This is a genomic window from Dyella sp. KRB-257 (assembly GCF_049445995.1).
Lineage (GTDB): Bacteria > Pseudomonadota > Gammaproteobacteria > Xanthomonadales > Rhodanobacteraceae > Dyella_A.
The window spans coordinates 1-25,945 of record NZ_JBMSDZ010000013.1 but is presented as its reverse complement, the minus strand read 5'-3'; the positions used below and the strand labels follow the sequence as shown (position 1 = coordinate 25,945).

Genomic DNA, 25,945 nt, shown 5'->3' with positions numbered 1-25,945 from the left:
TTCAATGCATGCAGTCGGGACCGTGCACGTGCTCGTACAGGCGATCGGCGCGCAGATTGAGAAAGTGCGAAAACGCCAGCAGCAGGCCGCCGATGGTCACCATCACGCTGTGCAGCACGATCGAACCGCTCTCGGCCACCGTCACGCCGGCCAGCAGCAGCGCCAGCGCCGGCAGGGCGATGGTCAGCGGCTGCGGCACGCGGTGGCGGCGGTAACCGCGACCGAGACTGAACAGGGCCAGCGCGCAGGCGAACATCACGAAGATGCGCTCGAACGTGTGGCTGGCCAGGAACTCCAGCCCGATGAAGGGCAGCAGCGCCAGCACGAAGGGCAGCAGTGCGCAGTGAATGGCACACAGGAACGAGGCCGCAGTGCCCACGCGGTCGGCCACATGCCACCAGAACGACTTGCCGGAGAAATCGGAATCCATGGGTCACCCCGTTGCCGAGGCGGGCACCAGCCCGCTTACCTGGGTGACGAATGTTACTTTATAACGATAAAGGAAGCCAGCTCCGCCCGCTTCAGGAATCGTCGCGTTCTTCCGGACGGCGATCGAGGTCGCCGCTCAGCGCCGGCCACGCCGCACGCACGTAGTACAGGCCCGACCAGATGGTGAGCACGCCGGCGGCCACCAGCAGGAACTCGCCCACGTGGTAGAGCCGCAGCGTCTCGGCATCGTGCTGCACGATCAGCACGGTGAGCGCGACCATCTGCATCACCGTCTTGAGCTTGCCGATGAAGGCCACCTTCACCGCCGCGCGCATGCCGATCTCGGCCATCCACTCGCGCAGGGCGGAGATGCTGATCTCGCGCCCCACGATGATCGCCGCCGTCACCGCCATCACCACGCCGAACCAGTCGTGGTCCGGCAGCGCCGTGCCGTAGTGCGACGCCACCACGCGGTGGTGCGACTCCACCAGCAGGAACAGCGTCACCGCCACCATCAGCTTGTCCGCCACCGGATCGAGGAAGGCACCGAACGCCGAGGTGAGCTTCATGCGGCGGGCGAGATAGCCGTCCAGCCAATCAGTCACCGCGGCGAGCAGGAACACCACCGCCGCCACCACGTTGTGGCCACGGAACGGCAGGTAGAAGGCCACCACCATCACCGGCAACAGCGCGACACGGAACAGGGTGAGCCAGGTGGGCAGGTTGATGCGCATCACGAATTGCTTCCTCGGCTGTCTCTGCCGCCAAGTGTCGCATGCCGCGATGTGATCGCCGCGCCCACGTCACCGCGCCTTCAGGGATGCATCGCCGCGTAGATGCGCTCGGCCAGTCCGCGGTCGATGCCCTTGATCCGCATGAGCTCCTCCACGCCGGCGGCCTCCACGCCCGCCAGTCCGCCGAACGCCTTGAGCAGGGCCGCGCGGCGGCGCGCGCCGATGCCGGGCACGTCCTCCAGCACGCTGCGCTCGCGCGCCTTCTCGCGCCGCTTGCGATGGCCGCTGATGGCGAAGCGGTGCGCCTCGTCGCGCACGGCGGCGACCAGGTGCAGCGCGGGCGAGGACGAGCCGGGATGGATCTCCCGGCCGCTGCCGGCCAGCACCAGCGTTTCCTCGCCCGCGCGCCGGCCCGGCCCCTTGGCCACGCCGACCACCTCGATGCCGGTGACGCCCAGTTCGCGCAGCACGTCCAGCGCCTGCGCCACCTGCCCGGCACCGCCGTCGATCAGCAGCACGTCGGGCCTGGCCCCCTCGCCGTCGGCCACCCTGCGGAAGCGCCGGGTGAGCGCCTGATGCATGGCCGCGTAGTCGTCGCCGGGGGTGATGCCGCTGATGTTGAAGCGGCGGTAGTGCGACTTGTCCGGCCCCTCCGGGCCGAACACCACGCACGACGCCACGGTCAGTTCGCCGCGCGTATGGCTGATGTCGAAGCACTCGATGCGCCTGGGCGGCTCGTCCAGGCCGAGCACCTTCTGCAGGTCGTCGAAACGCGCGCCCAGCGTCTGCCGGCTGGCCAGGCGCTGGGTCAGCGAAGCCTGTGCGTTGCGCTCGGCCATCTGCAGGAACTGCGCGCGCTCGCCGCGCACGCGGGTCCTGATCTCCACCGCGTGACCGGACTGCTGCGCCAGCAGCTCGGCGAGGATCGCCTCGTCCTCCAGCGCCTCGCCCACCACCAGCTCGCGCGGCACCGGACGCTCCAGGTAGTACTGCGCGATGAACTGGGCCAGCACGTCGGCCGGCGCGGCGTCCAGCGGCAGCCGCGGGAAGAAGTCGCGCGTGCCCAGGCTGATGCCGTCGCGGAAGAACAGCACGCTGACGCAGGCGATGCCCGACTCGATGCGGCAGGCGATCACGTCCATGTCCGCGCTGGCGCCCTGCACGTGGTGCTGCGCCTGCAGCCGGCGCAGCGCCGCCACCTGGTCGCGCAGCGTAGCGGCGCGCTCGAAGTTCAGCGCGGCGGCGGCCTGCTCCATCGATCCGGCCAGCTCGTCGATCACCGCGCTGGAGCGCCCCTCCAGGAACATCTGCGCGTGGCGCACATCCACGCCGTAGTCGTCCACGCCGATCAGCCCCACGCACGGCGCCGTGCAGCGGCCGATCTGGTGCTGCAGGCACGGCCGCGAGCGGTTGCGGAAGTAGCTGTCCTCGCACTGGCGCACCTTGAACAGCTTCTGCATCAGGTTGAGGCTCTCGCGCACCGCGTAGGTGCTCGGGTACGGCCCGAAGAAGCGTCCCGGCAGGTTGCGCGCGCCGCGATGGAAGGCCAGCCGCGGGTAATCCTCGCCGCCGGACAGATAGATGTACGGATAGCTCTTGTCGTCGCGCAGCAGGATGTTGTAGCGCGGCTTGAGCGACTTGATCAGCTGCGATTCCAGCAGCAGCGCCTCGCCCTCGGTGCGCGTGACGGTGATCTCGGCGCGCGCGATCTGCGACACCATCGCCGCGATGCGCGGCTCCATCCGCGGCTTCAGGAAATAGCTGCCGACGCGCTTCCTGAGGTTGCCGGCCTTGCCGACATACAGCAGTTCGTCGTCCGCGTCGAAGTAGCGGTAGACGCCGGGCGAGGTGGAGAGAGTGCGGACGAAGGCCTTGCCGTCGAAGGCCAGCTCGGAAGCGGGTGACATGCCGGGAATTGTAGCCGCTGCCGGAGGCGCCGCCGCTCATTCCTGCGCGGCAAGCCACTGTTCGGCGCGGGCCAGGTCGGCCTCGGTGTCGATACCCGGCGGGAACGGTTCGGGCGTGAGCCGCACCGCGATCGCATGGCCGTGCTCCAGCACGCGCAGCTGCTCCAGCGACTCGGCCTGCTCCAGCGGCGTGCGCGACAGGCCGGTGTACCGGCGCAGGAAGCCGGCGCGGTAGGCATAGATGCCGACATGGCGCAGGAACGGCACGTCGGCGGGCAGCGCGCCGCGACTCGCGGCGAACGCATCGCGTGCCCACGGCAGCGGCGCGCGGCTGAAGTACAGCGCGCGGCCGCGCGCATCGCGCACCAGCTTCACCACGTTGGGATCGAACAGTTCGCGCGCCTCGCCGATGGGTGCGGCCAGCGTGGCCATCGGCGCGTCGTCCCCGGCCAGCGCGCGAACCACTTCGCGAATCCCGGCCGCGGGCGCGAACGGCTCGTCGCCCTGCAGGTTCACCACGATGGCGTCGTCGGCCCAGCCGTAGTGCACGGCGCATTCGGCCAGCCGATCGCTGCCCGAGGCGTGGTCCGCGCGGGTCATGCAGATGTCCACGCCCTGCCCGGCCAGCGCCTCGGCGATGCGCGCGTCATCCACCGCCACCACCACCTGGCCGGCCCCCGCCTGCAGCGCCCGCTGCGCCACGCGCACCACCATCGGCACCCCGCCGATGGCGCGCAGCGGCTTGGCCGGCAGGCGGGTGGAGCCGTAGCGGGCGGGGATGGCGACGATGAAATCAGGACGGGACATGGCGACCTCGATCACGGACCCGCAAGCCTACCCCGCCGGCCGCGCCCATGTGTAGGAGCGCACCCTGTGCGCGAATGCTTTTGCTTTGATGTCGATCAGGAGCAAAAGCATTCGCGCACAGGGTGCGCTCCTACACGGCAGGCGCCAGATCGAATCCACAGCCGTTGGCCAGCTCCAGGAAGCCCGGGAACGACGTCGCCACGTTGGCGCAGTCGCCGATGCGCACCGGGCCACGGGCGACCAGCCCGGCGACGGCGAAGCTCATCGCGATGCGATGGTCGCCGTGGCTGTCGATCGTTCCGCTGCCGATCGGCCCGCCGTGGATGGTGGCGCCGTCCGGCCGCTCTTCCACGTTCACGCCCAGCGCCTGCAGGCCCGCCGCCATGCCGGCCAGGCGGTCGGATTCCTTCACCCGCAGCTCGGCCGCGCCACGCACCACCGTGACACCGGTAGCCGCGGCCGCCGCCACGAACAGCGCGGGGAACTCGTCGATCATGTCCGGCACCAGCGCCTCGGGCAGCTCGATGCCGTGCAACGGCGCATGCCGCACCACCAGGTCGCCGACCGGCTCGCCGCCGCTCTCGCCTTCGTGCTCGATGCGGATGTCGGCCCCCATCAGGCGCAGCGCCTGCAGCAGACCGGTGCGGCGCGGATTGAGGCCGACCGCCGGCACGCGCAGTTCGGCGCCGGGCACGATGCTGCCGGCGACCAGGAAGAACGCCGCCGAGGAAAAATCCGCCGGCACGCGCACGTCGGTGGCGCGCAGCGCATGTCCCCCGCCGAGTCGCGCCCGGCCCGGCGAGAATTCGATCGGCCAGCCGAAGGCAGCGAGCATGCGCTCGGTGTAATCGCGGGTCGGATGCGGCTCGATCACCTCCGTCTCGCCCTGCGCATACAGGCCGGCCAGCAGCAGCGCGGACTTCACCTGCGCACTGGCGACGGGCAACGTGTAGCGGATGCCGTGCAGCGACCGGCCGCCATGCACGTGCAGCGGCGGCAGGCCCTCCCGGCTGTCGATGCGCGCGCCCATCTGCGCCAGCGGATCGGTGACGCGCCGCATCGGCCGCTTCGACAGCGACTCGTCGCCGATCAGAATGCTGTCGAACGCCTGTCCCGCCAACAGGCCGGTGAGCAGGCGCATGCCGGTACCGGCGTTGCCGCAGTCCAACTCACCGGCCGCCGCGCGCAGGCCGTGCAGACCCACGCCGTGCACCACGCGCTCGCCGTCGGCCAAGGCCTCGATGCGCACGCCGAGCTGCTGCATCACCGCCGCCGTGGCGCGGGTGTCCTCGCCTTCCAGAAAGCCGTGGATATGCGAGACGCCCTCGGCAAGGGCGCCCAGCATCATCGCGCGGTGCGACACCGACTTGTCGCCGGGCACGCGCACCACGCCGTTGAGCGGACCGGCCGGGCGGCTGGTCCAGTCCACGCGCTGGCCGCCGCTCACGGCAGGGCTACCGGGTAGGAGCCGAGCACGCGCAGGCTGGCCACGCTGGATTCGATCTCGCTGACCGCCTCCTTGAGGTTGCCCTCGTCGATATGGCCGGAAACGTCGATGAAGAACGCGTACTGCCACTTGCCGGTGTGCGCCGGGCGCGACTCGATGCGGTTGAGGCTCACGCCGTGCCTGGCGAACGGGCTCAGCACGTCGTACAGCGCGCCGGGCTTGTCGTTGACGGTGACCAGCAGCGAGGTGCGATCGTTGCCCGAGGGCGGAAACAGCGAGCGGCCGATCACCAGGAAGCGGGTGGTGTTGTCGGCGCGGTCCTCGATGGCGCTGGCGACGGTCTTCAAGCCGTAGATCTTGCCCGCGCTCTCGCCGGCGATCGCGGCGGCCTGCTCGTCGTGGCGGGCCAACCGCGCGGCCTCGGCGTTGCTGCCCACGGCGGTGCATTCCACGCCCGGCAGGTTCAGCCGCAGCCAGGTCTTGCACTGCTGCAGCGACTGCGCGTGGGCATAGACATGACGCACGTCGGCCAGCGTCCCGGAGAGCGAGTGCAGGCACTGGTGCACGCGCAGTTCCACCTCGCCGCAGATGGTCGCCTCGGAGGTGAGGAACATGTCCAGCGTCACCTGGATCATGCCTTGCCCCGAGTTCTCCACCGGCACCACGCCGAAGTCGGCGTGGCCGGCAGCCACTTCCTGGAATACCTCCTCGATGCTGCCCAGCGGCAGCGCGTAGGCGGCGTGGCCAAAGTGCTTGCGTACGGCCTGCTCGCTGAAGGTACCCTCCGGACCGAGAAAGCCGATCTTCAGCGGATCCTCCTGCGCCAGGCAGGACGACATGATCTCGCGGAACAGCCGCACCATCTCGGCATCGGACAGCGGCCCCTTGTTGCGGTCCACCACCATGCGCAGCACGTGGGCCTCGCGCTCGGGACGGTAATAATCGATCGCCGACAGGCCTTCGCCCTTCACCCTGGCCACCTCGCGGGCGCGCTCGGCGCGCTCGGCGATCAGCTCCTGGATCTGCCGGTCGATGCTGTCGATGCGCTCGCGCACCTCGCTCAGCGGGTTCTTCGAATCAGCCATGAAACACAACCTGGATGGATAGACGGCCAAACGACCGGTTCGCCATGGTGCCCGAAAGCACCGCGCCGCGCCTCGGTTTCATCCGTGACGATGGGCAAAGTCGGCCATGAAGGCGACCAGCGCCCGCACCGCCTCCAGCGGCACCGCGTTGTAGAGCGAGGCGCGCATGCCGCCCACCGCCTTGTGACCCTTGAGCGCGAACAGGCCGGACGCCTCCGCTTCCTTGAGGAAAACGGCATCGAGCGCACCGTCGCGCAGGGTGAACGGCACGTTCATGCGCGAGCGCGCGGACGGCTCGATCGGATTGGCGTAGAAGCCGTCCGAACCGTCGATCGCCCGGTACAGCAGCTCGGCCTTGGCGCGGTTGCGCTCGGCCATCGCGGCCACGCCGCCCCGGGCCTTGAGCCACTGGAAGGTGAGCCCGGCCAAGTACCAGCCCCAGGTGTTGGGCGTGTTGAGCATGGAGTCGTGCGCGGCCTGCTCGGCGTAGCGCAGCACCTTGGCGATCGGTCGGCCGCTGCGTGCCAGCAGGTCGCGGCGGATGATCATCACCACCAGGCCCGACGGCCCGATGTTCTTCTGCGCGCCGGCGTAGATCAGGCCGAAGCGCGAGACGTCCACCGGCGCGGAGAGGATGCTGGAGGACATGTCCGCCACCAGCGGCACCGCGCCGACGTCGGGCACGTCGTGGAATTCGACGCCGTGGATGGTCTCGTTCGGCGTGTAGTGCACGTAGGACGCGGCCGGATCGAGCACCCACGATGCGCGCGCGGGCAGCCGGCGAAAGCCGTCCGCCGCGCCGCTGGCCGCCACGTTCACGCGCAGGTAGGGCGCCGCCTCGCGCACCGCCTTCTCGCCCCAGTGGCCACTGACGATGTAGTCGGCGCAGTCGTCCGGGCCGGCCAGGTTCATCGGGATCTGGGCGAAGTGCTGGGTCGCGCCGCCCTGCAGGAACAGCACCGCGTAGTCGGCGGGTATCGCCATCAGCTCGCGCAGGTCGGCTTCGGCCTGGGCCGCCATCGCGATGAACGGCTTGCCGCGGTGCGACTGCTCCATCACCGACATGCCCGAGCCGTTCCAGTCCAGCAGCTCGCGCTGCGCCTGCTCCAGCACCTCGTGCGGCAGCGCCGCCGGTCCCGCACTGAAATTCCACACCCTGCTCACTGACCGGACCTCGCTCGATGCCTGCTGATGGACCGCCGCATTATGGCGCGGCGCAGCAAGGCGACGTCAATGCGCGCCGGTCAGAGCCGCACCAGCAGCACCAGCGCGATGCCCAGGGCGAGCACGGCCGCGGTGACGATCAGCCACCACACCTCGCCGCGCGGACCGGCCAGTTCCTCCGGCAGTGGATCGGCCGCGGGAAATGCCGGCAGCGCCGGCTCCGGCTGCATGCCGGGCGCATCGACGACGAATCGGTGCGTGGCCAGACCCAATTGATCGCCGGGATGCAGCGCGGCCTCGGCGACCTCGTGGCCGTTGATCCGCAAGGGGTAGCGGCTCGACGCCCGTACCTGCGTGAGGCGCAGTTGACCGTCCTGCCAGTACAGCCGCAGCGAGGCGGTTTCGCCCTGCGGCAACTCCAGCGGCACCGCCGCCTGCGGCCTGAGCTCGAGCCGGTCGCGCAGGGGAAACACCCGGCCCGATAGCGGTCCGGCCACGGCGCGCAGGGCCACCGGGCAGCGGCTGTGCTCGGGAATCAGCGGCACTTCGCGCGCATCGGGTGACTCGTCCGCCTTGAGCAACATGCGGCAGTCGCCCACGCCGAGCACGTCGCCGGCACGCAACAGCGCACGCTCGCGCACCGGCCGGGCATTGACGTAGACGCGGCTGCCGCCCGGCAGCACCTGCAGCAGGCAGCCGCGGCGATCGCTGTACAGACGCAGGTGATACGGTGCCGCCTGGCGCGAGCCCAGCACCACCGCGTTGTCCGGCGCGCTGCCGATGGTGAGCACGGGACCGTCCCAGAGGACGTCTTCGCGGGCGGCGTGGGGAAACTCGATGCGCATCTATGGACCAGTCGACGGACGGCGGGACTCTAGTGTGGCGCCTGCGCGTGACAGCCGCCACGCGCATGCCGGACAATCGCGCCATGCCCAAGATCGACATCCGCCAGCCGCACCAGCTCCCCCTCGCCGACGCCCGCGCCAGGGTCGAGCACGTCGCCACTCGCATGCGCGAGAAGTTCGACATGGACAGCCAGTGGGACGGCGACACCCTGCGCTTTTCCCGGTCCGGCGTGAAAGGCTCCATTGCCGTGAGCGCCGCCGCCGTCGAAGTGCACGCCGAGCTCGGACTGATGCTTTCCCCGCTCAAGGGCATGGTCGAGGACGAGATCCGGCGCAAGCTGGCCGAACAGTTCGCCTGACGAATGTTTAACCAGACCGCCGGACGTGGCATAATCGTCGGCTTACGCGACCATCTCGGTCGTCGACCGAACGACGGAAAGCATGGCCAAAGACGACGTCATTGAAATGGAAGGCACGGTCCAGGAGACCCTGCCCAACACCATGTTCCGCGTACAGCTGGAGAACGGGCACGTGATCATCGCCCACATCTCCGGCCGCATGCGCAAGCACTACATCCGCATTCTCACGGGCGACAAGGTGAAGGTCGAGATGACCCCGTACGACCTGACCAAGGGTCGCATCACCTACCGCATGAAGTAAGCGGACCTTCCGTTGGCGGCAGCCCCTGGCGCCGTACCGGAAACGAAGGCATGGAGCAGTAAAAAGGCGACGCCGCGGCGTCGCCTTTTTTCGTGTCTGCAGTCTGCAGTCCGCGGAGGCTCTCCGCAGACCGTGACCGCCGCGCGCTTATTCCACGACGGCGGGCAGCCTCTCGGCCGCTTCGGTCTCCACCACCAGCTCGCCGTCGCGCACGCCCAGCCTCACCTTGCCGCCGTCGGCCAGCTTGCCGAACAGCAGCTCGTCGGCCAGCGCCCGCTTCACCTTTTCCTGGATCATCCGCGCCATCGGCCGGGCACCCATCTGCGGGTCGAAGCCGTGCTCGGCCAGCCAGCGGCGGGCCTCGGCATCCACGTCCAGACTGACGTGCTTCTCGCTCAGCTGAGACTCCAGCTCGATCAGGAACTTGTCCACCACGCGCAGGATATGGTCGAAGTCCAGCGAGTTGAACTGGATGATCGCATCCAGACGGTTGCGGAACTCCGGCGTGAACATGCGGCGGATCACCTCCATCGCGTCGGTGGTGTGGTTCTGCTTGACGAAGCCGATGCCCCGGCGCGACGCCTGCTGGGCGCCGGCGTTGGTGGTCATCACCACGATGACGTTCTTGAAGTTCGCCTCGCGCCCGTTGGTGTCGGTCAGCACGCCGCGGTCCATCACCTGCAGCAGGATGTTGAACACGTCCGGATGCGCCTTCTCGATCTCGTCCAGCAGCAGCACGCAATGCGGGTGCTTGGTGACCGCCTCGGTCAGCAGGCCGCCCTGGTCGAAGCCGACGTAGCCCGGGGGCGCGCCGACCAGGCGCGACACCGAGTGCGCCTCCATGTATTCGGACATGTCGAAGCGGATCATCTCGATGCCCAGCTGCATGCCGAGCTGCTTGGTCACCTCGGTCTTGCCCACGCCGGTGGGCCCGGCCAGCAGGAAGCTGCCGATCGGCTTGGACGGATCGGCCAGGCCCGAGCGGGCCATCTTGATCGACGCGGTGAGCGCCTCGATCGCCTGGTCCTGCCCGAACACCACCATCTTGAGGTTGCGCTCGAGGTTCTTCAGCACGTCGCGGTCGGAGGCCGACACCTGCTTGGTCGGGATGCGCGCCATCTTGGCCACGATGTACTCGACCTCGGGCACGTCGATGGTGGTGGTGCGCTGGTCTTCCGGCAGCAGGCGCTGGCGGGCACCGGCCTCGTCGATCACGTCGATCGCCTTGTCCGGCAGCAGGCGGTCGGGAATGTGCTTGACCGACAGGTCCACCGCGGCCTTGAGCGCCTCGTTGGTGTAGGCCACCGCGTGATGCTCCTCGAAGCGCGAGCGCAGCCCCTTGAGGATCTCGATGGAGTCGGCCACGGTGGGCTCGACCACGTCGATCTTCTGGAAGCGGCGGGCCAGCGCGCGGTCCTTCTCGAAGATGCCGCGGAATTCCTGGAACGTGGTCGAGCCGATGCAGCGCAGTTCGCCCGAGGCCAGCATTGGCTTGATCAGGTTCGACGCGTCCATGGTGCCGCCCGACGCCGAGCCGGCGCCGATGATGGTGTGGATCTCGTCGATGAACAGGATCGCGCCGGGCTGCTTCTTCAGCTGGGCGATCACCGCCTTCAGGCGCTTCTCGAAGTCGCCGCGGTACTTGGTGCCGGCCACCAGCGCGCCGAGATCGAGCGACCAGATGGTGGCGCTCTCCAGCACTTCGGGCACCTCGCCGTCGACGATGCGCTTGGCCAGGCCCTCGGCCAGCGCGGTCTTGCCCACGCCTGCCTCGCCCACGTAGAGCGGGTTGTTCTTGCGGCGGCGGCACAGCACCTGGATGGTGCGCTCGATCTCGTCGGCGCGGCCGATCAGCGGGTCGATCTTGCCTTCCAGCGCCAGCTCGTTGAGGTTGCTGGCGTATTCGCTGAGCGGATTGCCCTTGCCCTCGCCGCCTTCCTCGGCCTCGCGGTCGGCGTTGCCGCCCGTGCCCGTCGACGGCTCCTCGCCGATCTTGGCGATGCCGTGCGAGATGTAGTTGACCACGTCGAGCCGGGTGATCTCCTGCTGGTGCAGGAAGTACACCGCGTGCGAATCCTTCTCGCCGAAGATCGCCACCAGCACGTTGGCGCCGGTCACTTCCTTCCGCCCGGAGGACTGCACGTGATAGACCGCGCGCTGCAGCACGCGCTGGAAGCCGAGCGTGGGCTGGGTGTCGCGCTCGTCGCCGTGCGGCAGCACCGGCACGGTCTCGGCGATGATCTTCTCCAGCTCGGCGGTGAGCCGTGGGAGATCCGCGCCGCAGGCACGCAGGGCGCCGACGGCGGACTGGTTGTCGGTCAGGGCCAGCAGCAGGTGCTCGACGGTCATGAACTCATGACGCTGCTCGCGGGCCTGCTTGTAGCACTGGCCGATAGTGACTTCGAGATCCTTGCTGAACATCCGGATCGTCTCCCGAGTAGATGGCAAGCGGCTGGCGTGCCGCGATGACGTCAAAGTGGGGTCGCCTAGAGCTTTTCCATAGTGCACAACAGCGGGTGCTGATGCGCTCGTGAATATTCGTTGACCTGGGTCACCTTCGTTTCGGCCACCTCCCGGGTAAACACGCCGCACACGCCGCGTCCGCGGGTATGCACGTGGAGCATCACCTGCACCGCCTTCTCCTGGTCCATGCCGAAGAAGCCACGCAGCACCTCTACCACGAAATCCATGGGAGTGAAGTCGTCATTCATCAGCAGAACTTGATAGAGCGGCGGTCGTGCCACCTCCGGCCGGGAGGGTTCCAGCGCGAGGCCGTGTCCGGTGCCCTGCTCGTGTTCGGGTTGATTTGCCATAGGAGAAATGTGCTTGCCTGTTGATACGGATTGTACGCCGCGGGAGATGCGGCTTTGGCGACCCTCCGGGAGGTGATGGCACAATGAGCGCTTTTCCAGTTCAGCGGGGCGATCGCCTGATGTCCTCCACCGCAAGTTCCAACGCCGTCTGGCGCCCGCACGTGACCGTGGCCTGCGTGGTCGCGGACGGCGACCGCTATCTGATGGTGGAGGAGGAAGTCGGCGGAAGCCTGGCCTACAACCAGCCGGCCGGCCACCTGGATGACCGCGAGAGCCTGCGCGTCGCCGCCGTGCGCGAGACGCTGGAGGAAACCGGCTGGACGGTGGAACTGCAGCACCTGATCGGCGTGCACCAGTGGCGCAGCCACGAGCATGGCGAGGGCGTGGTGCGCTTCAGCTTTGCCGCGCGTGCGCTCCGCCACGACCCGCAGCGGCCGCTGGACAGCGGCATCCGCCGTGCGCTGTGGCTCACCCGGGCCGAGATCGCCGCGCTGGGCGAGCGCCTGCGCAGCCCGCTGGTGCTGATCAGCATCGATGCCTGGCTCGCCGGCCAGCGCCACCCGCTGTCGCTGCTGGGCAATCTGCTCGACGGGGATGGTTGCTCGTGAAAGTAATGCTCGGAGTCTCCGGCGGCGTCGACTCCTCGGTCGCCGCGCTGGTGCTGCAGCGTGCCGGCCACGCGGTGGAAGGCCTGTTCATGCAGAACTGGGAGGAGGACGACCGCTCCGGCCCCTGCACCGCCGACGCCGACCGCAAGGACGCCGTGGCCGTGTGCGGGCGGCTGGGCATCCCGTTCCATGCGCGCAACTTCGCCGCCGAATACTGGGACGGCGTGTTCGAGCACTTCCTGGCCGAATACCGCGCCGGCCGCACGCCGAACCCGGACGTGCTGTGCAACCGCGAGATCAAGTTCAAGACCTTCCTGGACGAGGCGCGCGCGCTGGGCGCCGAGAAGATCGCCACCGGGCACTACGCCCGGGTGGACGAGCGCGACGGCCGCTTCCGCCTGCTGCGCGCGGCCGACACCGCCAAGGACCAGACCTACTTCCTGCACGCGCTGGGACAGGCGCAGCTGTCCGCCACGCTGTTTCCGATCGGCCACCTGCCGAAGGAGCAGGTGCGCGCGATGGCGCGCGAAGCGGCCCTGCCGACCCACGCGAAGAAGGATTCCACCGGCATCTGCTTCATCGGCGAGCGCAACTTCCGCGAGTTCCTGAGCCGGTACATCCCGGCCAGGCCCGGCGTGATGTGCACACCCGAGGGACTGGAGGTCGGCGAGCACCAGGGCGTGATGTACTACACGCTGGGCCAGCGCCAGGGGCTGGGTATCGGCGGGCGTCATGGCGCCAGCGGCGAGGCGTGGTACGTGGTCGGCAAGGAAGTCGCCAGCAACGTGCTGATCGTCGCCCAGGGCGGCGAGAACCACTGGCTGCAGTCCACCCGCCTGCTGGCCGATGACCCCCACTGGGTGGCCGGCCAGGCGCCGGGCGCGCATTTCCGCTGCACCGCCAGGACCCGCTATCGCCAGACCGACCAGTCCTGTGAAGTACATTGCCGCGACGGCCGGATCGAGGTGACGTTCAACCGCCCCCAGCGCGCCGTCACGCCGGGGCAGTCGGTGGTGTTCTACGACGGCGAAGCCTGCCTCGGAGGCGCGGTGATCGCCGCGACCGATGCCCCCTTCGGCGGTCTTTCCCCTGTTTTCCCGGAGTCGTGAGTCGTGCCCAGCCTGTTTGCCATGACCGAAGAGCGTGTGCTCGGCCTCGCCGGCCTGTTCCAGGCCACCTCGCTGGCCCAGCAACTGGCCAACCAGGGCCGCTGCGACGAGGCCGCCTTCGAGGCCAGCGTGGACAGCGTGTTCCGCATCGATGCCGACTCGGTGGTGGGCGTGTACGGGCGCACCGCATCGCTGCGGCTGGGCCTGCGCGCCCTCATCGCCCAGCTGGAAGAGAGCGCCAGCGACATGGCGATCACCCGCATGGCGATCACCGTGATGCGGCTGGAACGCGCGCTGGCCCGCCACGCCGCCCAGCGCGACCAACTGCAGCAGGGCCTGCTCGCCGCCCAGCGGCAGGTGGAGCATTTCGGCCGCTATTCCCCCCAGGTGATCGGCCGGCTGGCCGCGCTTTACGTCGCCACGCTGTCGACGCTGAAGCCGCGCGTGATGGTCACCGGCAACCCGCAGATGCTGCAGCAGGAGGCGATCGTCGAGCGCGTGCGCACCTGCCTGCTCGCCGCGGTGCGCTCGGCCGTGCTGTGGCGGCAGGTCGGCGGACGCCAGTGGCAGCTGCTGCTGCATCGCAAGCAGTGCGCGATGCTGGCGCGCGGCCTGCTCACCGGCTCCACGCTGGACAACGGCTGAATCCGCTCAATCGAGCAGGCGCAGCCCCGGTCGGCGGCGCGCGATCTGCCGCAGCAGTTCGGCGAACGCCCGCAGGTCGTCATGCCATGGCGTCGCCTCGCGCCAGTACAGCGCGATCTCCCGCCCCGGCGCCGGTCCGCGGATCTTGGCCAGAGTCACCGCCGCAATCGATGCCAGCCGGTCGCGCGCCAGCGCCGGCACCAGCGCATAGCCGCCGCGCAGTTCGACCAGCGCGGCCAGGCTCTCCAGGCTCACGTCCTGCACTTGACCCGCGGCGGGCTCGCCGTCGGGGTGGTACTCGGCCATCACCGTGGCCTCGCCGGCATCGAGCTGGCTGAGCGCCACCGTCGGCTTGCCGGCCAGCGGATGATCCGCGCGCAGCATGATTTCCCACGGCTCGAAGAACAGCGGCCGGCTGGCGATGCCGCTGGGCGCGGTGGCCGGCGGCGGCGCCAGCACGGCATCGAGCTCGCCCTCGTGCAGGCGGCGCAGCAGGCCCCTGGGCTTGCCTTCGGACAGGCTCAGCCGCGCGCCGGCGAAATGCTGCGGAAACGGGACGATCAGGTGCGGCAGCAGGTACGGCCCCAGCGAGGCCGGCACGCCCAGGCGCAGCTCGCCGCCGAAGGCCACGCTGCCGGCGCGCGCCACCTGCTGCAGGTGTTCGGCGGCGGCCAGCACCGCGTCGATCTGCTCCAGCAGCCGGCGACCGCCGGCGGTCGGCACGATCTTCCGCCCGCCGCGCTCGAACACCGGGCCGCCCAGCGCCTGCTCCACCTTCTGCACCTGGTGCGACAGTCCGGATGGACTGATGTGCATGGCCCGCGCCGCGCTGTTGAAACTGCCGTGCCGATGCACCGCCTGCACCAGCGCGAGGTCGCGCAGCGAGACCGCCGCGAGGATGGTCGAAATCATCGAATGGTGCATGTCGTCAAATGCGTTTGTCCGCTCCGTAGGCGTCCATCATCCTATGCGGCGCGATCCACGTCGTGCTCCCTGGCCGTCCGTTTCGCGGGCGTCGGGCGTTTGCGCGATAATCGACCGTCTTGGATCCACCGCTTGCGGCGGATCGCCCCCATCCCAGCCGCAGGTTCCAGCCAGGAGTTCCCCATGAAAGATTCATTCTCGGTACGCGACACCCTTCAGGCCAACGGCAAGAGCTATCAATTCGCCAGCCTGGCCAAGCTGGGCCAGCAGTTCGACCTCAAGCGCCTACCCTTCTCGCTGAAGATCCTACTGGAGAACCTGCTGCGCCACGAGGACGGCGTCAACGTCACCGCGAAGGAGATCGAGGCGATCGCCCGGTGGGACGCCAAGGCCGAGCCGGACACCGAGATCGCCTTCATGCCGGCGCGCGTGGTACTGCAGGACTTCACCGGAGTGCCCTGCGTGGTCGACCTGGCCGCGATGCGCGATGCGGTGGTGAAGCTCGGTGGCGACGCCACCCAGATCAATCCGCTGGCCCCGGCAGAACTCGTCATCGACCACTCGGTGCAGGTGGATGCCTACGGCTCGGCGTCCGCGCTGGAGCAGAACGTCGAGATCGAGTTCGAGCGCAACCAGGAGCGCTACTCGTTCCTGCGCTGGGGCCAGAAGGCGTTCAACAACTTCAAGGTGGTGCCGCCGCGCACCGGCATCGTGCACCAGGTGAACCTGGAGCACCTGGCCCGCGTGGTGTTCACCAACGACGCCAACGGCGAGAGCTGGGCCTACCCGGACACCGTGTTCGGCACCGATTCGCACACCACCATGATCAACGGCATCGGCGTGCTGGGCTGGGGCGTGGGCGGCATCGAGGCCGAGGCGGCGATGCTGGGCCAGCCCTCGTCGATGCTGATTCCGCAGGTGGTGGGCTTCAAGCTCACCGGCAAGCTCAACGAGGGCGTCACCGCCACCGATCTGGTGCTCACCGTCACCCAAATGCTGCGCAAGCTCGGCGTGGTGGGCAAGTTCGTCGAGTTCTTCGGCTCGGGCCTCAGACACCTGCCGCTGGCCGACCGCGCCACCATCGCCAACATGGCGCCGGAGTACGGCGCTACCTGCGGCATCTTCCCGATCGACCAGGAAGCGCTGAACTACCTGCAGCTGTCCGGCCGCAGCGCCGAGCAGATCGCGCTGGTCGAGGCGTACGCCAAGGCGCAGGGCATGTGGCACGACGAGCACTCGCACGAGCCGGTGTTCACCACCGTGCTGGAGCTGGACCTGGCCGATGTGAAGCCGTCGCTGGCCGGCCCCAAGCGCCCGCAGGACCGCGTGCTGCTCGAAGGCGTGCAGCAGAGCTTCCACGACGCGGTCGGCGGCCTCACCGCCAACCGCAAGACCAAGAACGGCGACTCGGCCAGCTTCGCCAACGAGGGCGGCGCCACCGCCATCGGCAACGAGGCGAACAGCGTCGACGAGGGCTCGGTGCGGGTATCCAGGGGCGGCGAGAACTTCGAGCTGAAGGACGGCTCGGTGGTGATCGCCGCCATCACCTCGTGCACCAACACCTCCAACCCGGCGGTGATGCTGGGTGCCGGCCTGCTCGCCAGGAAGGCTGCCGCCAGGGGGCTCAAGGCCAAGCCGTGGGTGAAGACCTCGATCGGCCCCGGCTCGCTGGTGGTCACCGACTACCTGGAGAAGACCGGCCTGCTGAAGGAGCTGGAGAAGGTCGGTTTCTACATCGTCGGCTACGGCTGCACCACCTGCATCGGCAACTCCGGTCCGCTGCCGGCCGAGATCAGCAAGGGCATCGCCGAAGGCGACCTGGCGGTGGCCTCGGTGCTGTCGGGCAATCGCAACTTCGAAGGCCGCGTGCATCCGGAAGTGAAGATGAACTACCTGGCCTCGCCGCCGCTGGTGGTCGCCTACGCCCTGGCCGGCACGCTGGACATCGAGCTCACCAAGGACGCCATCGGCACCGGCAGCGACGGCCAGCCGGTGTACCTGAAGGACATCTGGCCCACCAACCAGGAGATCTCCGACGCCATCGCCGGCTCGATCAACGCGGAGATGTTCAAGAAGAACTACGCCGACGTGTTCAAGGGCGACAGTCGCTGGAACCGGATCGCCTCGCCGGACGGTGCGCTGTTCAAGTGGGGCGACTCCACCTACATCAAGAACCCGCCCTACTTCGACGGCATGAGCAAGGAGCCGGGCGCGGTCGAGGACATCCACGGCGCCCGCGCGCTGGGCCTGTTCGGCGACTCGATCACCACCGACCACATCTCGCCGGCCGGCTCGATCAAGAAGGACAGCCCGGCGGGCCGCTTCCTCATTTCAAAGGGCGTGGCGCCGAAGGACTTCAACTCCTACGGTTCGCGCCGCGGCAACGACGACGTGATGGTGCGAGGCACCTTCGCCAACATCCGCATCAGGAACCTGATGCTGGACGGCGTCGAGGGCGGCTACACCCTGCACGTGCCCTCCGGCGAGCAGATGGCGATCTACGACGCGGCGATGAAGTACAAGGAAGCGAAGACTCCGCTGATCGTGCTGGCCGGCAAGGAATACGGCACCGGCTCGTCGCGCGACTGGGCGGCCAAGGGCACCCTGCTGCTGGGCGTGAAGGCGGTGGTCGCCGAGAGCTTCGAGCGCATCCACCGCTCCAACCTGGTCGGCATGGGCGTGCTGCCGTGCACCTTCAAGGCGGGCGAGAACGCGCAGTCGCTGGGCCTCACCGGCAAGGAAAGCTTCGACATCACCGGCCTCGACGGCGGCGACTCGAAGGAGGCCACCGTGGTCGCCACCGCGGCCGACGGCAGCAAGAAGACCTTCACCGTCAACGTGATGCTGCTGACGCCGAAGGAACGCGAGTTCTTCCATCACGGCGGCATCCTGCAGTACGTGCTGCGCCAGCTGGCCGGCAGGAAGGCGGCCTGAGTTTCGCCGACCCCGGCCCACTGAAAGAAGCCCGATGAAAAACGCCGCCCACGGGCGGCGTTTTTCTTTGTGCTAAGCGATACGACCACGCGCTAGAGCGGCCGCTTCCAGGTCGCCGAATAGCACTTCCACTCCTCGCCCTCGCGATGCCACGCACTCTCCACGTCGTACACGCCCATGTCCTCGGGCAGCAGGCGGCCGCCGCTGGTGAGCGTCACCGTGAAGCTGGCCACGTAGCGATCGCCGCGCGGCACCACCGTCACCGCTCCCATCAGCACGTGGACGCTCTCGTGACGCAGGCGCGCCAGGCGCAGCAGGTTGGCCAGTTGGGCGCGGTCGGCTTCGCCGGCGTTACCGGTGAAATCGTCGGTCAGATGATCGGCAAACGCGCCTGCGTCGGTCTGCTCCGCGGCACGCTCGGCGGCGGCGACGGCCTGCTTCACGGCCACCTCGTCGGGAGTGCGATGGCACCCGATCGCGAGCATGCAAACGATCGCAATGACAGTCATCCACAGGGCGTTCCGGAGTCGCATCGACACGGCCTCGATCTCGCTGCGGCGCGGCTTGCCGCTATACGCGAGCGTATGCTCCAATGCCCCGTCGTGTCGATGGCCGATCAGCGCGATCATCCTCTTCAACAGGAGCACAAGGATCACCATGAGCAACGAGCGTCCGTGGCTGGACCACTATCCGGATGGCGTCCCCGCCCAGATCGACCTGGACGCCTACACGTCGGTCGTTGCAGTGCTGGAGGAAGCTTTCGAACGGTTCAGGGATCGTCCGGCCTTCGCCAGTTTCGGGAAGCAGCTCAGCTACGGCGAGGTCGACGCCATGAGTGCACGTTTCGCCGGCTACCTCACCGGCGAACTGAAACTCGCCAAGGGCGATCGCATCGCGATCATGATGCCCAACGTGCTGCAGTACCCCATCGCCCTGTTCGGCGCGCTGCGCGCGGGGCTGGTGGTGGTCAACACCAATCCGCTCTACACCGCGCGCGAGCTGAAGCACCAGCTGGAGGATTCCGGCGCCATGGCGATCGTGGTGCTGGACAACTTCGCCGCCACGGTGCAGCAGGTGGTGGCCGACACCCACGTGCAGCACATCGTCACCACCGGCGTGGGCGACCTGCTCGGCGGCCTCAAGGGCATGCTGGTCAACACGATCACCAAGCACGTCAAGAAGATGGTGCCGGCGTTCCACCTGCCGCAGGCCGTGCGCTTTGCCGATGCACTGGGCCGCGGCGCGCGCCATGCGCTGCCGAAGGTCACGCTGGGCCATCAGGACCTGGCCTTCCTGCAATACACCGGCGGCACCACCGGCGTGGCCAAGGGCGCCATGCTCAGCCACGGCAACATGGTCGCCAACATGCTGCAGGCCGGCGTGTGGATCGGTCGCAACACCAGGCCGGGCGAAGAGGTGATCATCACCGCGCTGCCGCTGTATCACATCTTCTCGCTGACCGCGAACTGCCTGGTGTTCACCCGGCTTGGCGGCCTGAGCTGGCTGATCACCAACCCGCGCGACATGCCCGGCTTCGTCAAGGAGCTGGCCAAGTCCAACTTCACCGCGATCACCGGCGTCAACACGCTGTTCAACGGCCTGCTCAACACGCCGGGCTTCGCCGAGCTGGATTTCTCGCGCCTGCACCTGAGCCTGGGCGGCGGCATGGCGGTGCAGCGCGCAGTGGCCGATCGCTGGAAGAAGGTCACCGGCAGCACGCTGGTCGAAGCCTACGGCCTCACCGAAACATCGCCGGCAGTGTGCATCAACCCGCTCGACCTCAAGGAATACAACGGCTCGATCGGCCTGCCGATCCCCTCCACCGACGTGGCGATCTGGTCGGAGGACAACCAGCCGCTGCCGCTCGGCGAGGTGGGCGAGCTGATGGTGCGCGGCCCGCAGGTGATGCAGGGCTACTGGCAGCGCCCCGACGAGACGGCCAAGGTGCTCACCGCCGACGGCTGGCTGCACACCGGTGACATCGCACGGATGGACACCCACGGTTACGTCTACATCGTCGACCGCAAGAAGGACATGATCCTGGTGTCCGGCTTCAACGTGTATCCGAACGAGGTCGAGGACATCGTGATGCAGCACCCGGGCGTCTCCGAGGTGGCCGCGATCGGCGTGCCCGACGAGCACTCCGGCGAGGTGGTGAAGATCTTCGTGGTACGCAAGAACCCGGCGCTGACCGAAGAGGAGCTCAGGGAGTTCTGCCGCCAGAACCTCACCGGCTACAAGCGGCCGAAGTTCATCGAGTTCCGCACCGATCTGCCCAAGACCAACGTGGGCAAGATCCTGCGCCGCGGACTGCGCGACGAGAAGCAGGCCACAACCGCCGCCCACTGAGGCAGCGAATGGCGGATACGAGAACGCCCGCGCAAGCGGGCGTTTTTTCGTGGGGCCGCACTGGCGTGCATTCAGTTGTGCCACTGCTCCAGGATGTCGGCGTAGCCGCCGAGCAGGTTCCACAGCGGCACCTGCTTGTCCTCGGGGATGCGCGAATAGGCATAGCCGATGTGGTAATCGGAAATGCGCGCCACCGTCGCCTCCAGGTGGATGTGCAGGTCGTTGCCGAAGATCATGTCCAGTACCCACGGCTCGCCCAACTCGCCCTTCCAGCCCAGCGGGCGGCGCACCAGCAGGCCGGTGGCGGAAATGTCCACCAGCTCGGTGGGGTGGGACTGGTCGCCGCGGCTCATCAGCACCGTGGTCTCGATGCGCATGCGGGCCGGACGCAATTGCTCCTGCCCGGACCGTGCCGCATTCTTCTCGATCGCCATCATGTTCCCTCGCTCGAACCCGCGCCGCGGAGTCCTGTCGATGCACACCGGCGGCATTCCCTCGAAGCAACGCCGGCAGATTTCCACTGCGGCGCATTCGGGCTTCATGAGGCGCGATGTATTGGCGCACGAAGCCTGCCGCAGTGACAAGCATGACAAAGCAACAGACATGCCACGCGACGAGCGCCGCGTCGGCAATGCAGAATTGCCGACGCGCGCACGGCTCCGTCGCACGTACGTCGCGCGCCGTCGGCAACGCGGTGCCGCACAGGGACAGTTTGCGACACGATCGGCCGTACCCCTCCCTCCCGAGCGCGCCGCCCGCGCGTGGTCGCGCTGGACTTGCCCCCGCCCAGCCGCTACCCTGTGGGCCATTCATGGGGTTAAGAACGGACGCCATCCTGCCGGCGAGGCAGTGGGGAGCGTCCCGAGAGCCACATTCGATGCTCTCCGCCGACCGACTGATACGACCGTAGCGTCCCCGACGCCTCACGGCATGCGCGCCTCGACCGTGGCTCACCTCCCGGACCGGACGCCCAGCGGCTGGAAGCGATCGCGACGATGATGCCGCCGACCGGCCCATCCCGCGCCACCGCGACCAAGGCACCGGCCAGGCAGGGCATCTGCAGCAGGAGCGTTTCCCCGTGGCGCGGCCTCATCGGCGCGCAGACAAGCCCCGCATCCCTCGGCGCGAGCCGCAAGGACGGGTCCGGTTCCGATCGTGTGCAATCCCCGCCGACCTTCGGCGGTGGCCCAACGACATGCATTGATGAGCACTGAGCCAAACGAGCCTCAGACAACCAGCAACAGCACCGCGCCGGACGTGTTCGCGTCGATGCCGCAGCAGCAGGAAATGCCACTGGCCATCGTGCGCGGCGAACCGATGCTGCAGATGCCGCAGGACCTGTACATCCCGCCGGACGCGCTGGAAGTCATCCTGGACGCCTTCGAAGGTCCGCTGGACCTTCTGCTGTACCTGATCCGCCGGCAGAACCTGGACATCCTCGATATCCCGGTCGCCGAGATCACCCGCCAGTACATGACCTACATCGAGCTGATGCGCGATGTGATGCGACTGGAGCTGGCGGCCGAATACCTGCTGATGGCCGCGATCCTGGCCGAGATCAAGTCGCGGCTGCTGCTGCCGCGGCCGCCCAGCGAGGAAGGGCTGGAAGACGACCCCCGCGCCGAGCTGGTCCGCCGGCTGCAGGAATACGAGCGGTTCAAGAAGGCCGCCGAGGACATCGAGGCCCTGCCCCGCGTCGAGCGCGACACGGTGCCGGTGCGGGTCGACGCCGGCGAGCGCACGGTGATCCGCCTGCCGCCGCCGCTGGACCTGAAGGAAATGCTGCTGGCGCTCAAGGACGTGATGCACCGCGCCGAACTGTTTGGCCACCACGCGATCAGGCGCGAGGCCCTCAGCGTCCGCCAGCGCATGGGCGAGCTGCTGGGCCGACTCGAAGGCAGCGCCTTCCGGCGCTTTGAGACGCTGTTCGATCCGGCCGAGGGCCGGCTCGGTGTGGTGGTGACCTTCCTGGCCATGCTGGAGCTGGCCAAGGAAATGCTGATCGAGATCGTGCAGGAAGCGCCGCTGGCGCCGATCTACCTCAAGGCCAAGGCCGTGCTCACCGGTGACGATGCCGAAGCCGCCCATGACGAGCCCAACGATGCCGCTGCCGGAGAAGCCTCCGCCTATGAATGAACACGAAGACGCCACTGCCATCGACACCGACACCGCCCTCGCTGCCGCCGTGCGCGCCGAGCCGCTCACGCCCGCGCAGCTCAAGCCGATCGTCGAGGCCGCCCTGCTCGCCTCCAGCCATCCGCTGGCGGTGGCGCAACTGGTGGAGCTGTTCGGCGAAGAGCACGAGGTGACGCGCGAGCTGATCGCCCGCGTCCTCGAGGCACTGGCCGAGGACTGCGCCGGCCGCGGCATCGAACTGAAGGAAGTCGCCTCCGGCTTCCGCTATCAAGTAAGGCAGGACGTGCACCCCCGGCTGTCGCGCATGTGGACCGAGCGCCCCAGCCGCTACTCGCGCGCCCTGCTGGAAACGCTGGCGCTGATCGCCTACCGCCAGCCGATCACCCGGCCGGAGATCGAGCAGATCCGCGGTGTGGTGGTGTCCTCCAACATCATCAAGACGATGGAAGAGCGCGACTGGATCCGTGTGGTCGGCCACCGCGACGTGCCCGGCAAGCCCGCGCTGTTCGGCACCACGCGCGCCTTCCTCGACTACTTCAACCTCAAATCGCTGGACGAGCTGCCGCCGCTGTCGGAAATCCGCGACATGGAAGACCCGCAGCTGCGCTTCGAACCCGAGCCGCTGCCGGCGCGCGTCATCAAGAACCTGTCGATCGACCCGGAAGCCGACGCGGAAGCCGAAGCCGCCGCGCAGGCCGAACGGCACGACGACGACCACGACCACCCCGCCGCGTCCACCGACGCGGACGAACCCGCCACCGACACGGACACCGTCGCCGCCGCACTCGATGACCTCATCGAGCCGGCCGACCCCGTCCCCACCGACACGGCCGACGGCGCTGCGCCCGAGGCGCACACCGACGGCCCTGCCACTGCCGACGAGGCAGCGAACCCCGCGCACGCCGATCACGGCGACGCCGACAAGAATCCCAAGGAGTCACGCGCATGACTGCGCCGCAGAAATCCGTACTAACCCTCAAACGCGCCGCCCGCGACGACAACGAGCCGCAGCTCGAAGAGCGCCTGCACAAGGTGCTGGCCAACGCCGGCCTCGGCTCGCGCCGCATGCTGGAGCAGCGCATCCAGGCCGGTGAGGTCGAGCTCAACGGCGCGCCTGCCGGCATCGGCGCCAGCGTGCACGCCGGCGATCGCGTGGTGCTCGACGGCAAGCAGTTCGTCGTCGCCACCGACAACCGCGACGAAACCGAGGTGCTGATCTACCACAAGCCCGAAGGCGTCATGAGCACGCGCGACGACCCGGAAGGCCGTCCCACCGTGTTCGAGCAGCTGCCGCGCCTGAAGGGTGCGCGCTGGGTCGCCGTGGGTCGCCTGGACATCAACACCACCGGCCTGCTGCTGCTCACCACCGACGGCGAGCTGGCCAACGCGCTGATGCACCCGCGCAGCGCGCTGGAGCGCGAGTACCTGTGCCGCGTGCACGGCGAAGTGCCCGACGAGATCATCGAAAAGCTCAAGGCCGGTGTGGAGCTGGAAGACGGCCCCGCCCGCTTCGACGAGATCGCCATCATCAGCCGCGGCGGCAGCCACAGCTGGTTCCGCGTGGTGATCCGCGAAGGCCGCAACCGCGAAGTGCGCCGCCTGTGGGATTCCCAGGGCTTCCTGGTCAGCCGCCTCAAGCGCATCCGCTACGGCACCGTGCAGCTGCCGCGCGCCCTGCGCCGCGGCGACTGCGAAGCGCTCGGCGAGGAAGCCGTGAAGGAGCTGCGCAAGGTGACCGGCCTGGGCGCGCCCCAGCCCGTGCTCACGTTGAGCCCGGTGCTGCACCAGCGCCGCGCCAACCGCAACGTCACCGAATACCGCCCCGAGCGCGGCAGCGCCACCGCCTGGAGCAGCGGCGCCGCCGACGAAGCGCGCGAACTGCGCGCGTTCGACCGCATCCGCGACGAACCGCTCACCCGCGGCAAGCGCCCGCGTCCGCCCGGTCGCGAAGTCAACGGCAACGTCGCCCGCCCCGAGCGCAGCGGCGCACCGCGCAAGGGCGGCGCCGGCGGCCGCGGCAAGCGCGGCGTGGCGCCGGGGCAGGAACTGCCCTCGGTGCGCACCTGGTTCGCCGGCGAGACCCGCGACGGCTACGCCGGCGGCCCCTCGGCCCCGCGCGGCAAGCCCGCTGGCGGTCCCGGTGGTCCGGGCGGCAAGCGCCGCCCCGGCGGCGGTGGCGGCAAGCCTGGCGCTCCGCGTCCGGCCGGCCACGGCAACGCCAACCCGTACTCCGGCTTCGGCGGCGGCAATCGCGCCGGCGGTGGCGAATCTCGCGGCCCCGGTGGCGGCGGTCCGGCGCGCAGCGGCAACCGCCCCGGCAAACCGCAAGGCGCCCGCCCCGGCGGCCGCGGCGGCAACCGTCCCGGCGGCGGTGGCGGTGGCGGCAACCGCAGCGGCGGCAACCGCAGCGGCAACCGCTGAGTTAGCAACTCTGATCGGGTAGGGAGCCGGAATCTTCCGGCTCCCTCCCACACCACCGTACGTGCGGTTCCGCATACGGCGATTCCTGTCGATCTCCATGTTCACACGAACACAGTGACCTTGAGCTTGTTTCGTTCGATGTGTCGCCTGTCGTCTTTCGAACACCTCGATCACCTTCCGGGGCGCATCTACCTCGATATGACCGAAAAAGCATGACCATCAACCCGACGAACCGATAGCGAAATTACAGAAAGGGTGTTGCTTTATCCCGAAGGCGTCGGCTTGAATGATGAGTTAGGCCCGCCTGGAGCTACGAGCCACCAATGCTGCGAAGCAAGGGGAATGCTACCGCCAGGGAGATTAGGCTCGCCAGTACCGCCACCGAAACCAAGAACGGGCGCCAAGAGTACGGTGTCGTCCCATCCGGGTTGCTCCAGCCGCCTGGTAGATCATCGTCGGCAGTCACAATCTGGCCAAGAACCGGCCAAGCAGCCAGTCCGATCAGTGTGTAGATGTATGGGACGCCGAGAGTGAGCGAGAGCGCAGCAGCAAGCGCGGCAGCAACCGCAATGACGAGAGCAACCTTCTTGTACGTGCTCTTGGTCATCTGAGGCCTAACGCCTGAATTAAGCCGACCCGCAACGTGCGAACCGGGAGTTGAAGGAACACCAGCAACGGCACCGATCAAACGAAGCGACGAAGCGGGTTCGGCTTGAATGAATTGTTAGACGTCACTGCCCACTGCACTCGGGCCGCAGTTTTCCAGAGGGCTTGGATTCGACTATGAGCGCGTGCGTTGGTCCTGACTCCGTGACCTCTCCCTGCCAAACCGCACCACACAGCCACCTGCACGAGCCCGCCCGCTCACCCATCGGGTGAGGCCCGCTGTCGGGTATGCTGCGGCTCGATCTCGTTGCCGCGCCGTTCG

The 25,945-nt window shown here is 68.5% G+C and carries 24 protein-coding genes; 10 read left to right on the top strand and 14 right to left on the bottom strand.

The genetic code is table 11. The features are described from left to right. Window position 1: 1 nt before the first annotated feature. The 8 genes from ACO2Q2_RS11335 to ACO2Q2_RS11300 form a co-directional block, all read right to left on the bottom strand. Window positions 2–430 carry a MerC domain-containing protein gene (locus ACO2Q2_RS11335; protein WP_423255886.1) on the bottom strand — a complete coding sequence of 143 codons (429 nt, stop codon included), beginning with the start codon at window positions 428–430 and terminating at the stop codon, window positions 2–4. A gap of 91 nt (window positions 431–521) precedes the next feature. After that, a complete protein-coding gene (gene pgsA / locus ACO2Q2_RS11330; protein WP_423255949.1) occupies window positions 522–1,163 on the bottom strand; it encodes a CDP-diacylglycerol--glycerol-3-phosphate 3-phosphatidyltransferase in 642 nt (213 codons plus the stop codon). Between the two features lie 80 nt (window positions 1,164–1,243). Further along, window positions 1,244–3,070: an excinuclease ABC subunit UvrC gene (gene uvrC, locus ACO2Q2_RS11325; RefSeq protein WP_423255885.1), complete on the bottom strand. Its 1,827-nt coding sequence runs from the start codon at window positions 3,068–3,070 to the stop codon at window positions 1,244–1,246. Between the two features lie 36 nt (window positions 3,071–3,106). Then, window positions 3,107–3,877: a 3-deoxy-manno-octulosonate cytidylyltransferase gene (kdsB, locus tag ACO2Q2_RS11320; RefSeq protein WP_423255884.1), complete on the bottom strand. Its 771-nt coding sequence runs from the start codon at window positions 3,875–3,877 to the stop codon at window positions 3,107–3,109. A 130-nt stretch (window positions 3,878–4,007) separates the two neighbouring features. After that, window positions 4,008–5,324, bottom strand: a complete 1,317-nt coding sequence (gene aroA, locus ACO2Q2_RS11315; protein ID WP_423255883.1) for a 3-phosphoshikimate 1-carboxyvinyltransferase — start codon at window positions 5,322–5,324, stop codon at window positions 4,008–4,010. Continuing rightward, window positions 5,321–6,409 (bottom strand): prephenate dehydratase, encoded by a 1,089-nt coding sequence (pheA, locus tag ACO2Q2_RS11310; RefSeq protein ID WP_423255882.1) that lies wholly within the window; start codon window positions 6,407–6,409, stop codon window positions 5,321–5,323. The genes aroA and pheA overlap by 4 nt, the downstream gene beginning before the upstream one ends. Before the next feature lie 78 nt (window positions 6,410–6,487). Then, window positions 6,488–7,573 (bottom strand): 3-phosphoserine/phosphohydroxythreonine transaminase, encoded by a 1,086-nt coding sequence (gene serC, locus ACO2Q2_RS11305; protein WP_423255881.1) that lies wholly within the window; start codon window positions 7,571–7,573, stop codon window positions 6,488–6,490. A gap of 80 nt (window positions 7,574–7,653) precedes the next feature. Next, window positions 7,654–8,418 carry an FHA domain-containing protein gene (locus ACO2Q2_RS11300; RefSeq protein WP_423255880.1) on the bottom strand — a complete coding sequence of 255 codons (765 nt, stop codon included), beginning with the start codon at window positions 8,416–8,418 and terminating at the stop codon, window positions 7,654–7,656. Window positions 8,419–8,501: 83 nt separating this feature from the next. Between ACO2Q2_RS11300 and ACO2Q2_RS11295 the strand changes: the two genes are divergently transcribed. Both ACO2Q2_RS11295 and infA read left to right on the top strand, forming a co-directional pair. Next, complete coding sequence (locus ACO2Q2_RS11295; protein WP_423255879.1) at window positions 8,502–8,777, top strand: polyhydroxyalkanoic acid system family protein; 276 nt, start codon at window positions 8,502–8,504, stop codon at window positions 8,775–8,777. An 82-nt stretch (window positions 8,778–8,859) separates the two neighbouring features. Further along, window positions 8,860–9,078 (top strand): translation initiation factor IF-1, encoded by a 219-nt coding sequence (gene infA / locus ACO2Q2_RS11290; protein WP_014402653.1) that lies wholly within the window; start codon window positions 8,860–8,862, stop codon window positions 9,076–9,078. Between the two features lie 147 nt (window positions 9,079–9,225). Here infA and clpA read toward each other — a convergent pair whose 3' ends face one another. After that, a complete protein-coding gene (gene clpA, locus ACO2Q2_RS11285; protein WP_423255878.1) occupies window positions 9,226–11,499 on the bottom strand; it encodes an ATP-dependent Clp protease ATP-binding subunit ClpA in 2,274 nt (757 codons plus the stop codon). 65 nt (window positions 11,500–11,564) lie between these two features. Further along, entirely contained in the window at window positions 11,565–11,891 is a 327-nt protein-coding gene (gene clpS, locus ACO2Q2_RS11280; protein ID WP_404636100.1) for an ATP-dependent Clp protease adapter ClpS, read from the bottom strand. Window positions 11,892–12,010: 119 nt separating this feature from the next. Here clpS and ACO2Q2_RS11275 point away from each other — a divergent pair, with 119 nt between their 5' ends. From ACO2Q2_RS11275 to hflD, 3 genes are read left to right on the top strand one after another with little or no spacing between them, the layout of a single operon-like run. Then, entirely contained in the window at window positions 12,011–12,499 is a 489-nt protein-coding gene (locus ACO2Q2_RS11275) for an NUDIX hydrolase (RefSeq protein WP_423255877.1), read from the top strand. Next, window positions 12,496–13,608 carry a tRNA 2-thiouridine(34) synthase MnmA gene (mnmA, locus tag ACO2Q2_RS11270; protein ID WP_423255876.1) on the top strand — a complete coding sequence of 371 codons (1,113 nt, stop codon included), beginning with the start codon at window positions 12,496–12,498 and terminating at the stop codon, window positions 13,606–13,608. The genes ACO2Q2_RS11275 and mnmA overlap by 4 nt, the downstream gene beginning before the upstream one ends. Before the next feature lie 21 nt (window positions 13,609–13,629). After that, window positions 13,630–14,253: a high frequency lysogenization protein HflD gene (hflD, locus tag ACO2Q2_RS11265; protein WP_423255875.1), complete on the top strand. Its 624-nt coding sequence runs from the start codon at window positions 13,630–13,632 to the stop codon at window positions 14,251–14,253. A 6-nt stretch (window positions 14,254–14,259) separates the two neighbouring features. Here hflD and ACO2Q2_RS11260 read toward each other — a convergent pair whose 3' ends face one another. Further along, window positions 14,260–15,177, bottom strand: a complete 918-nt coding sequence (locus tag ACO2Q2_RS11260) for a LysR family transcriptional regulator (RefSeq protein WP_423255874.1) — start codon at window positions 15,175–15,177, stop codon at window positions 14,260–14,262. A gap of 183 nt (window positions 15,178–15,360) precedes the next feature. On the opposite strand from ACO2Q2_RS11260, the gene acnA reads away from it, so the two are divergent. Continuing rightward, a complete protein-coding gene (acnA, locus tag ACO2Q2_RS11255) occupies window positions 15,361–18,111 on the top strand; it encodes an aconitate hydratase AcnA (RefSeq protein ID WP_423255873.1) in 2,751 nt (916 codons plus the stop codon). A gap of 92 nt (window positions 18,112–18,203) precedes the next feature. On the opposite strand, the gene ACO2Q2_RS11250 is transcribed toward acnA, so the two are convergent. After that, a complete protein-coding gene (locus tag ACO2Q2_RS11250) occupies window positions 18,204–18,776 on the bottom strand; it encodes a hypothetical protein (protein WP_423255872.1) in 573 nt (190 codons plus the stop codon). Here ACO2Q2_RS11250 and ACO2Q2_RS11245 point away from each other — a divergent pair. Beyond that, entirely contained in the window at window positions 18,769–20,460 is a 1,692-nt protein-coding gene (locus ACO2Q2_RS11245; protein WP_423255871.1) for an AMP-binding protein, read from the top strand. The genes ACO2Q2_RS11250 and ACO2Q2_RS11245 overlap by 8 nt on opposite strands. Before the next feature lie 71 nt (window positions 20,461–20,531). Here the strand turns inward: ACO2Q2_RS11245 and ACO2Q2_RS11240 are convergent, their stop codons facing one another. Continuing rightward, window positions 20,532–20,894 carry a PilZ domain-containing protein gene (locus ACO2Q2_RS11240; protein WP_423255948.1) on the bottom strand — a complete coding sequence of 121 codons (363 nt, stop codon included), beginning with the start codon at window positions 20,892–20,894 and terminating at the stop codon, window positions 20,532–20,534. Between the two features lie 769 nt (window positions 20,895–21,663). Here ACO2Q2_RS11240 and ACO2Q2_RS11235 point away from each other — a divergent pair. From ACO2Q2_RS11235 to ACO2Q2_RS11225, 3 genes are read left to right on the top strand one after another with little or no spacing between them, the layout of a single operon-like run. Continuing rightward, window positions 21,664–22,596, top strand: coding sequence for a segregation and condensation protein A (locus tag ACO2Q2_RS11235; protein WP_423255870.1), 933 nt, complete (start codon window positions 21,664–21,666; stop codon window positions 22,594–22,596). Next, the gene (gene scpB / locus ACO2Q2_RS11230) at window positions 22,589–23,545 is read left to right on the top strand and encodes an SMC-Scp complex subunit ScpB (RefSeq protein ID WP_423255869.1); all 957 of its coding nucleotides are present in this window, start codon (window positions 22,589–22,591) and stop codon (window positions 23,543–23,545) included. The genes ACO2Q2_RS11235 and scpB overlap by 8 nt, the downstream gene beginning before the upstream one ends. Then, a complete protein-coding gene (locus tag ACO2Q2_RS11225; protein WP_423255868.1) occupies window positions 23,542–25,017 on the top strand; it encodes a pseudouridine synthase in 1,476 nt (491 codons plus the stop codon). Before scpB ends, ACO2Q2_RS11225 begins: the two co-directional genes overlap by 4 nt. Before the next feature lie 310 nt (window positions 25,018–25,327). Here the strand turns inward: ACO2Q2_RS11225 and ACO2Q2_RS11220 are convergent, their stop codons facing one another. Next, window positions 25,328–25,624 (bottom strand): hypothetical protein, encoded by a 297-nt coding sequence (locus ACO2Q2_RS11220; protein ID WP_423255867.1) that lies wholly within the window; start codon window positions 25,622–25,624, stop codon window positions 25,328–25,330. Window positions 25,625–25,945 lie beyond the last annotated feature (321 nt).

Bases quoted from the DNA above. Each gene is read 5' to 3' on its own strand.
- ACO2Q2_RS11335 (WP_423255886.1), bottom strand. From the start codon at position 430: ATGGATTCCGATTTCTCCGGCAAGTCGTTCTGGTGGCATGTGGCCGAC.
- pgsA (WP_423255949.1), bottom strand. From the start codon at position 1,163: ATGCGCATCAACCTGCCCACCTGGCTCACCCTGTTCCGTGTCGCGCTG.
- uvrC (WP_423255885.1), bottom strand. From the start codon at position 3,070: ATGTCACCCGCTTCCGAGCTGGCCTTCGACGGCAAGGCCTTCGTCCGC.
- kdsB (WP_423255884.1), bottom strand. From the start codon at position 3,877: ATGTCCCGTCCTGATTTCATCGTCGCCATCCCCGCCCGCTACGGCTCC.
- pheA (WP_423255882.1), bottom strand. From the start codon at position 6,409: ATGGCTGATTCGAAGAACCCGCTGAGCGAGGTGCGCGAGCGCATCGAC.
- ACO2Q2_RS11300 (WP_423255880.1), bottom strand. From the start codon at position 8,418: ATGCGCATCGAGTTTCCCCACGCCGCCCGCGAAGACGTCCTCTGGGAC.
- ACO2Q2_RS11295 (WP_423255879.1), top strand. From the start codon at position 8,502: ATGCCCAAGATCGACATCCGCCAGCCGCACCAGCTCCCCCTCGCCGAC.
- infA (WP_014402653.1), top strand. From the start codon at position 8,860: ATGGCCAAAGACGACGTCATTGAAATGGAAGGCACGGTCCAGGAGACC.
- clpA (WP_423255878.1), bottom strand. From the start codon at position 11,499: ATGTTCAGCAAGGATCTCGAAGTCACTATCGGCCAGTGCTACAAGCAG.
- clpS (WP_404636100.1), bottom strand. From the start codon at position 11,891: ATGGCAAATCAACCCGAACACGAGCAGGGCACCGGACACGGCCTCGCG.
- ACO2Q2_RS11275 (WP_423255877.1), top strand. From the start codon at position 12,011: ATGTCCTCCACCGCAAGTTCCAACGCCGTCTGGCGCCCGCACGTGACC.
- hflD (WP_423255875.1), top strand. From the start codon at position 13,630: ATGACCGAAGAGCGTGTGCTCGGCCTCGCCGGCCTGTTCCAGGCCACC.
- ACO2Q2_RS11260 (WP_423255874.1), bottom strand. From the start codon at position 15,177: ATGCACCATTCGATGATTTCGACCATCCTCGCGGCGGTCTCGCTGCGC.
- acnA (WP_423255873.1), top strand. From the start codon at position 15,361: ATGAAAGATTCATTCTCGGTACGCGACACCCTTCAGGCCAACGGCAAG.
- ACO2Q2_RS11245 (WP_423255871.1), top strand. From the start codon at position 18,769: ATGAGCAACGAGCGTCCGTGGCTGGACCACTATCCGGATGGCGTCCCC.
- ACO2Q2_RS11240 (WP_423255948.1), bottom strand. From the start codon at position 20,894: ATGGCGATCGAGAAGAATGCGGCACGGTCCGGGCAGGAGCAATTGCGT.
- ACO2Q2_RS11235 (WP_423255870.1), top strand. From the start codon at position 21,664: ATGAGCACTGAGCCAAACGAGCCTCAGACAACCAGCAACAGCACCGCG.
- scpB (WP_423255869.1), top strand. From the start codon at position 22,589: ATGAATGAACACGAAGACGCCACTGCCATCGACACCGACACCGCCCTC.
- ACO2Q2_RS11225 (WP_423255868.1), top strand. From the start codon at position 23,542: ATGACTGCGCCGCAGAAATCCGTACTAACCCTCAAACGCGCCGCCCGC.
- ACO2Q2_RS11220 (WP_423255867.1), bottom strand. From the start codon at position 25,624: ATGACCAAGAGCACGTACAAGAAGGTTGCTCTCGTCATTGCGGTTGCT.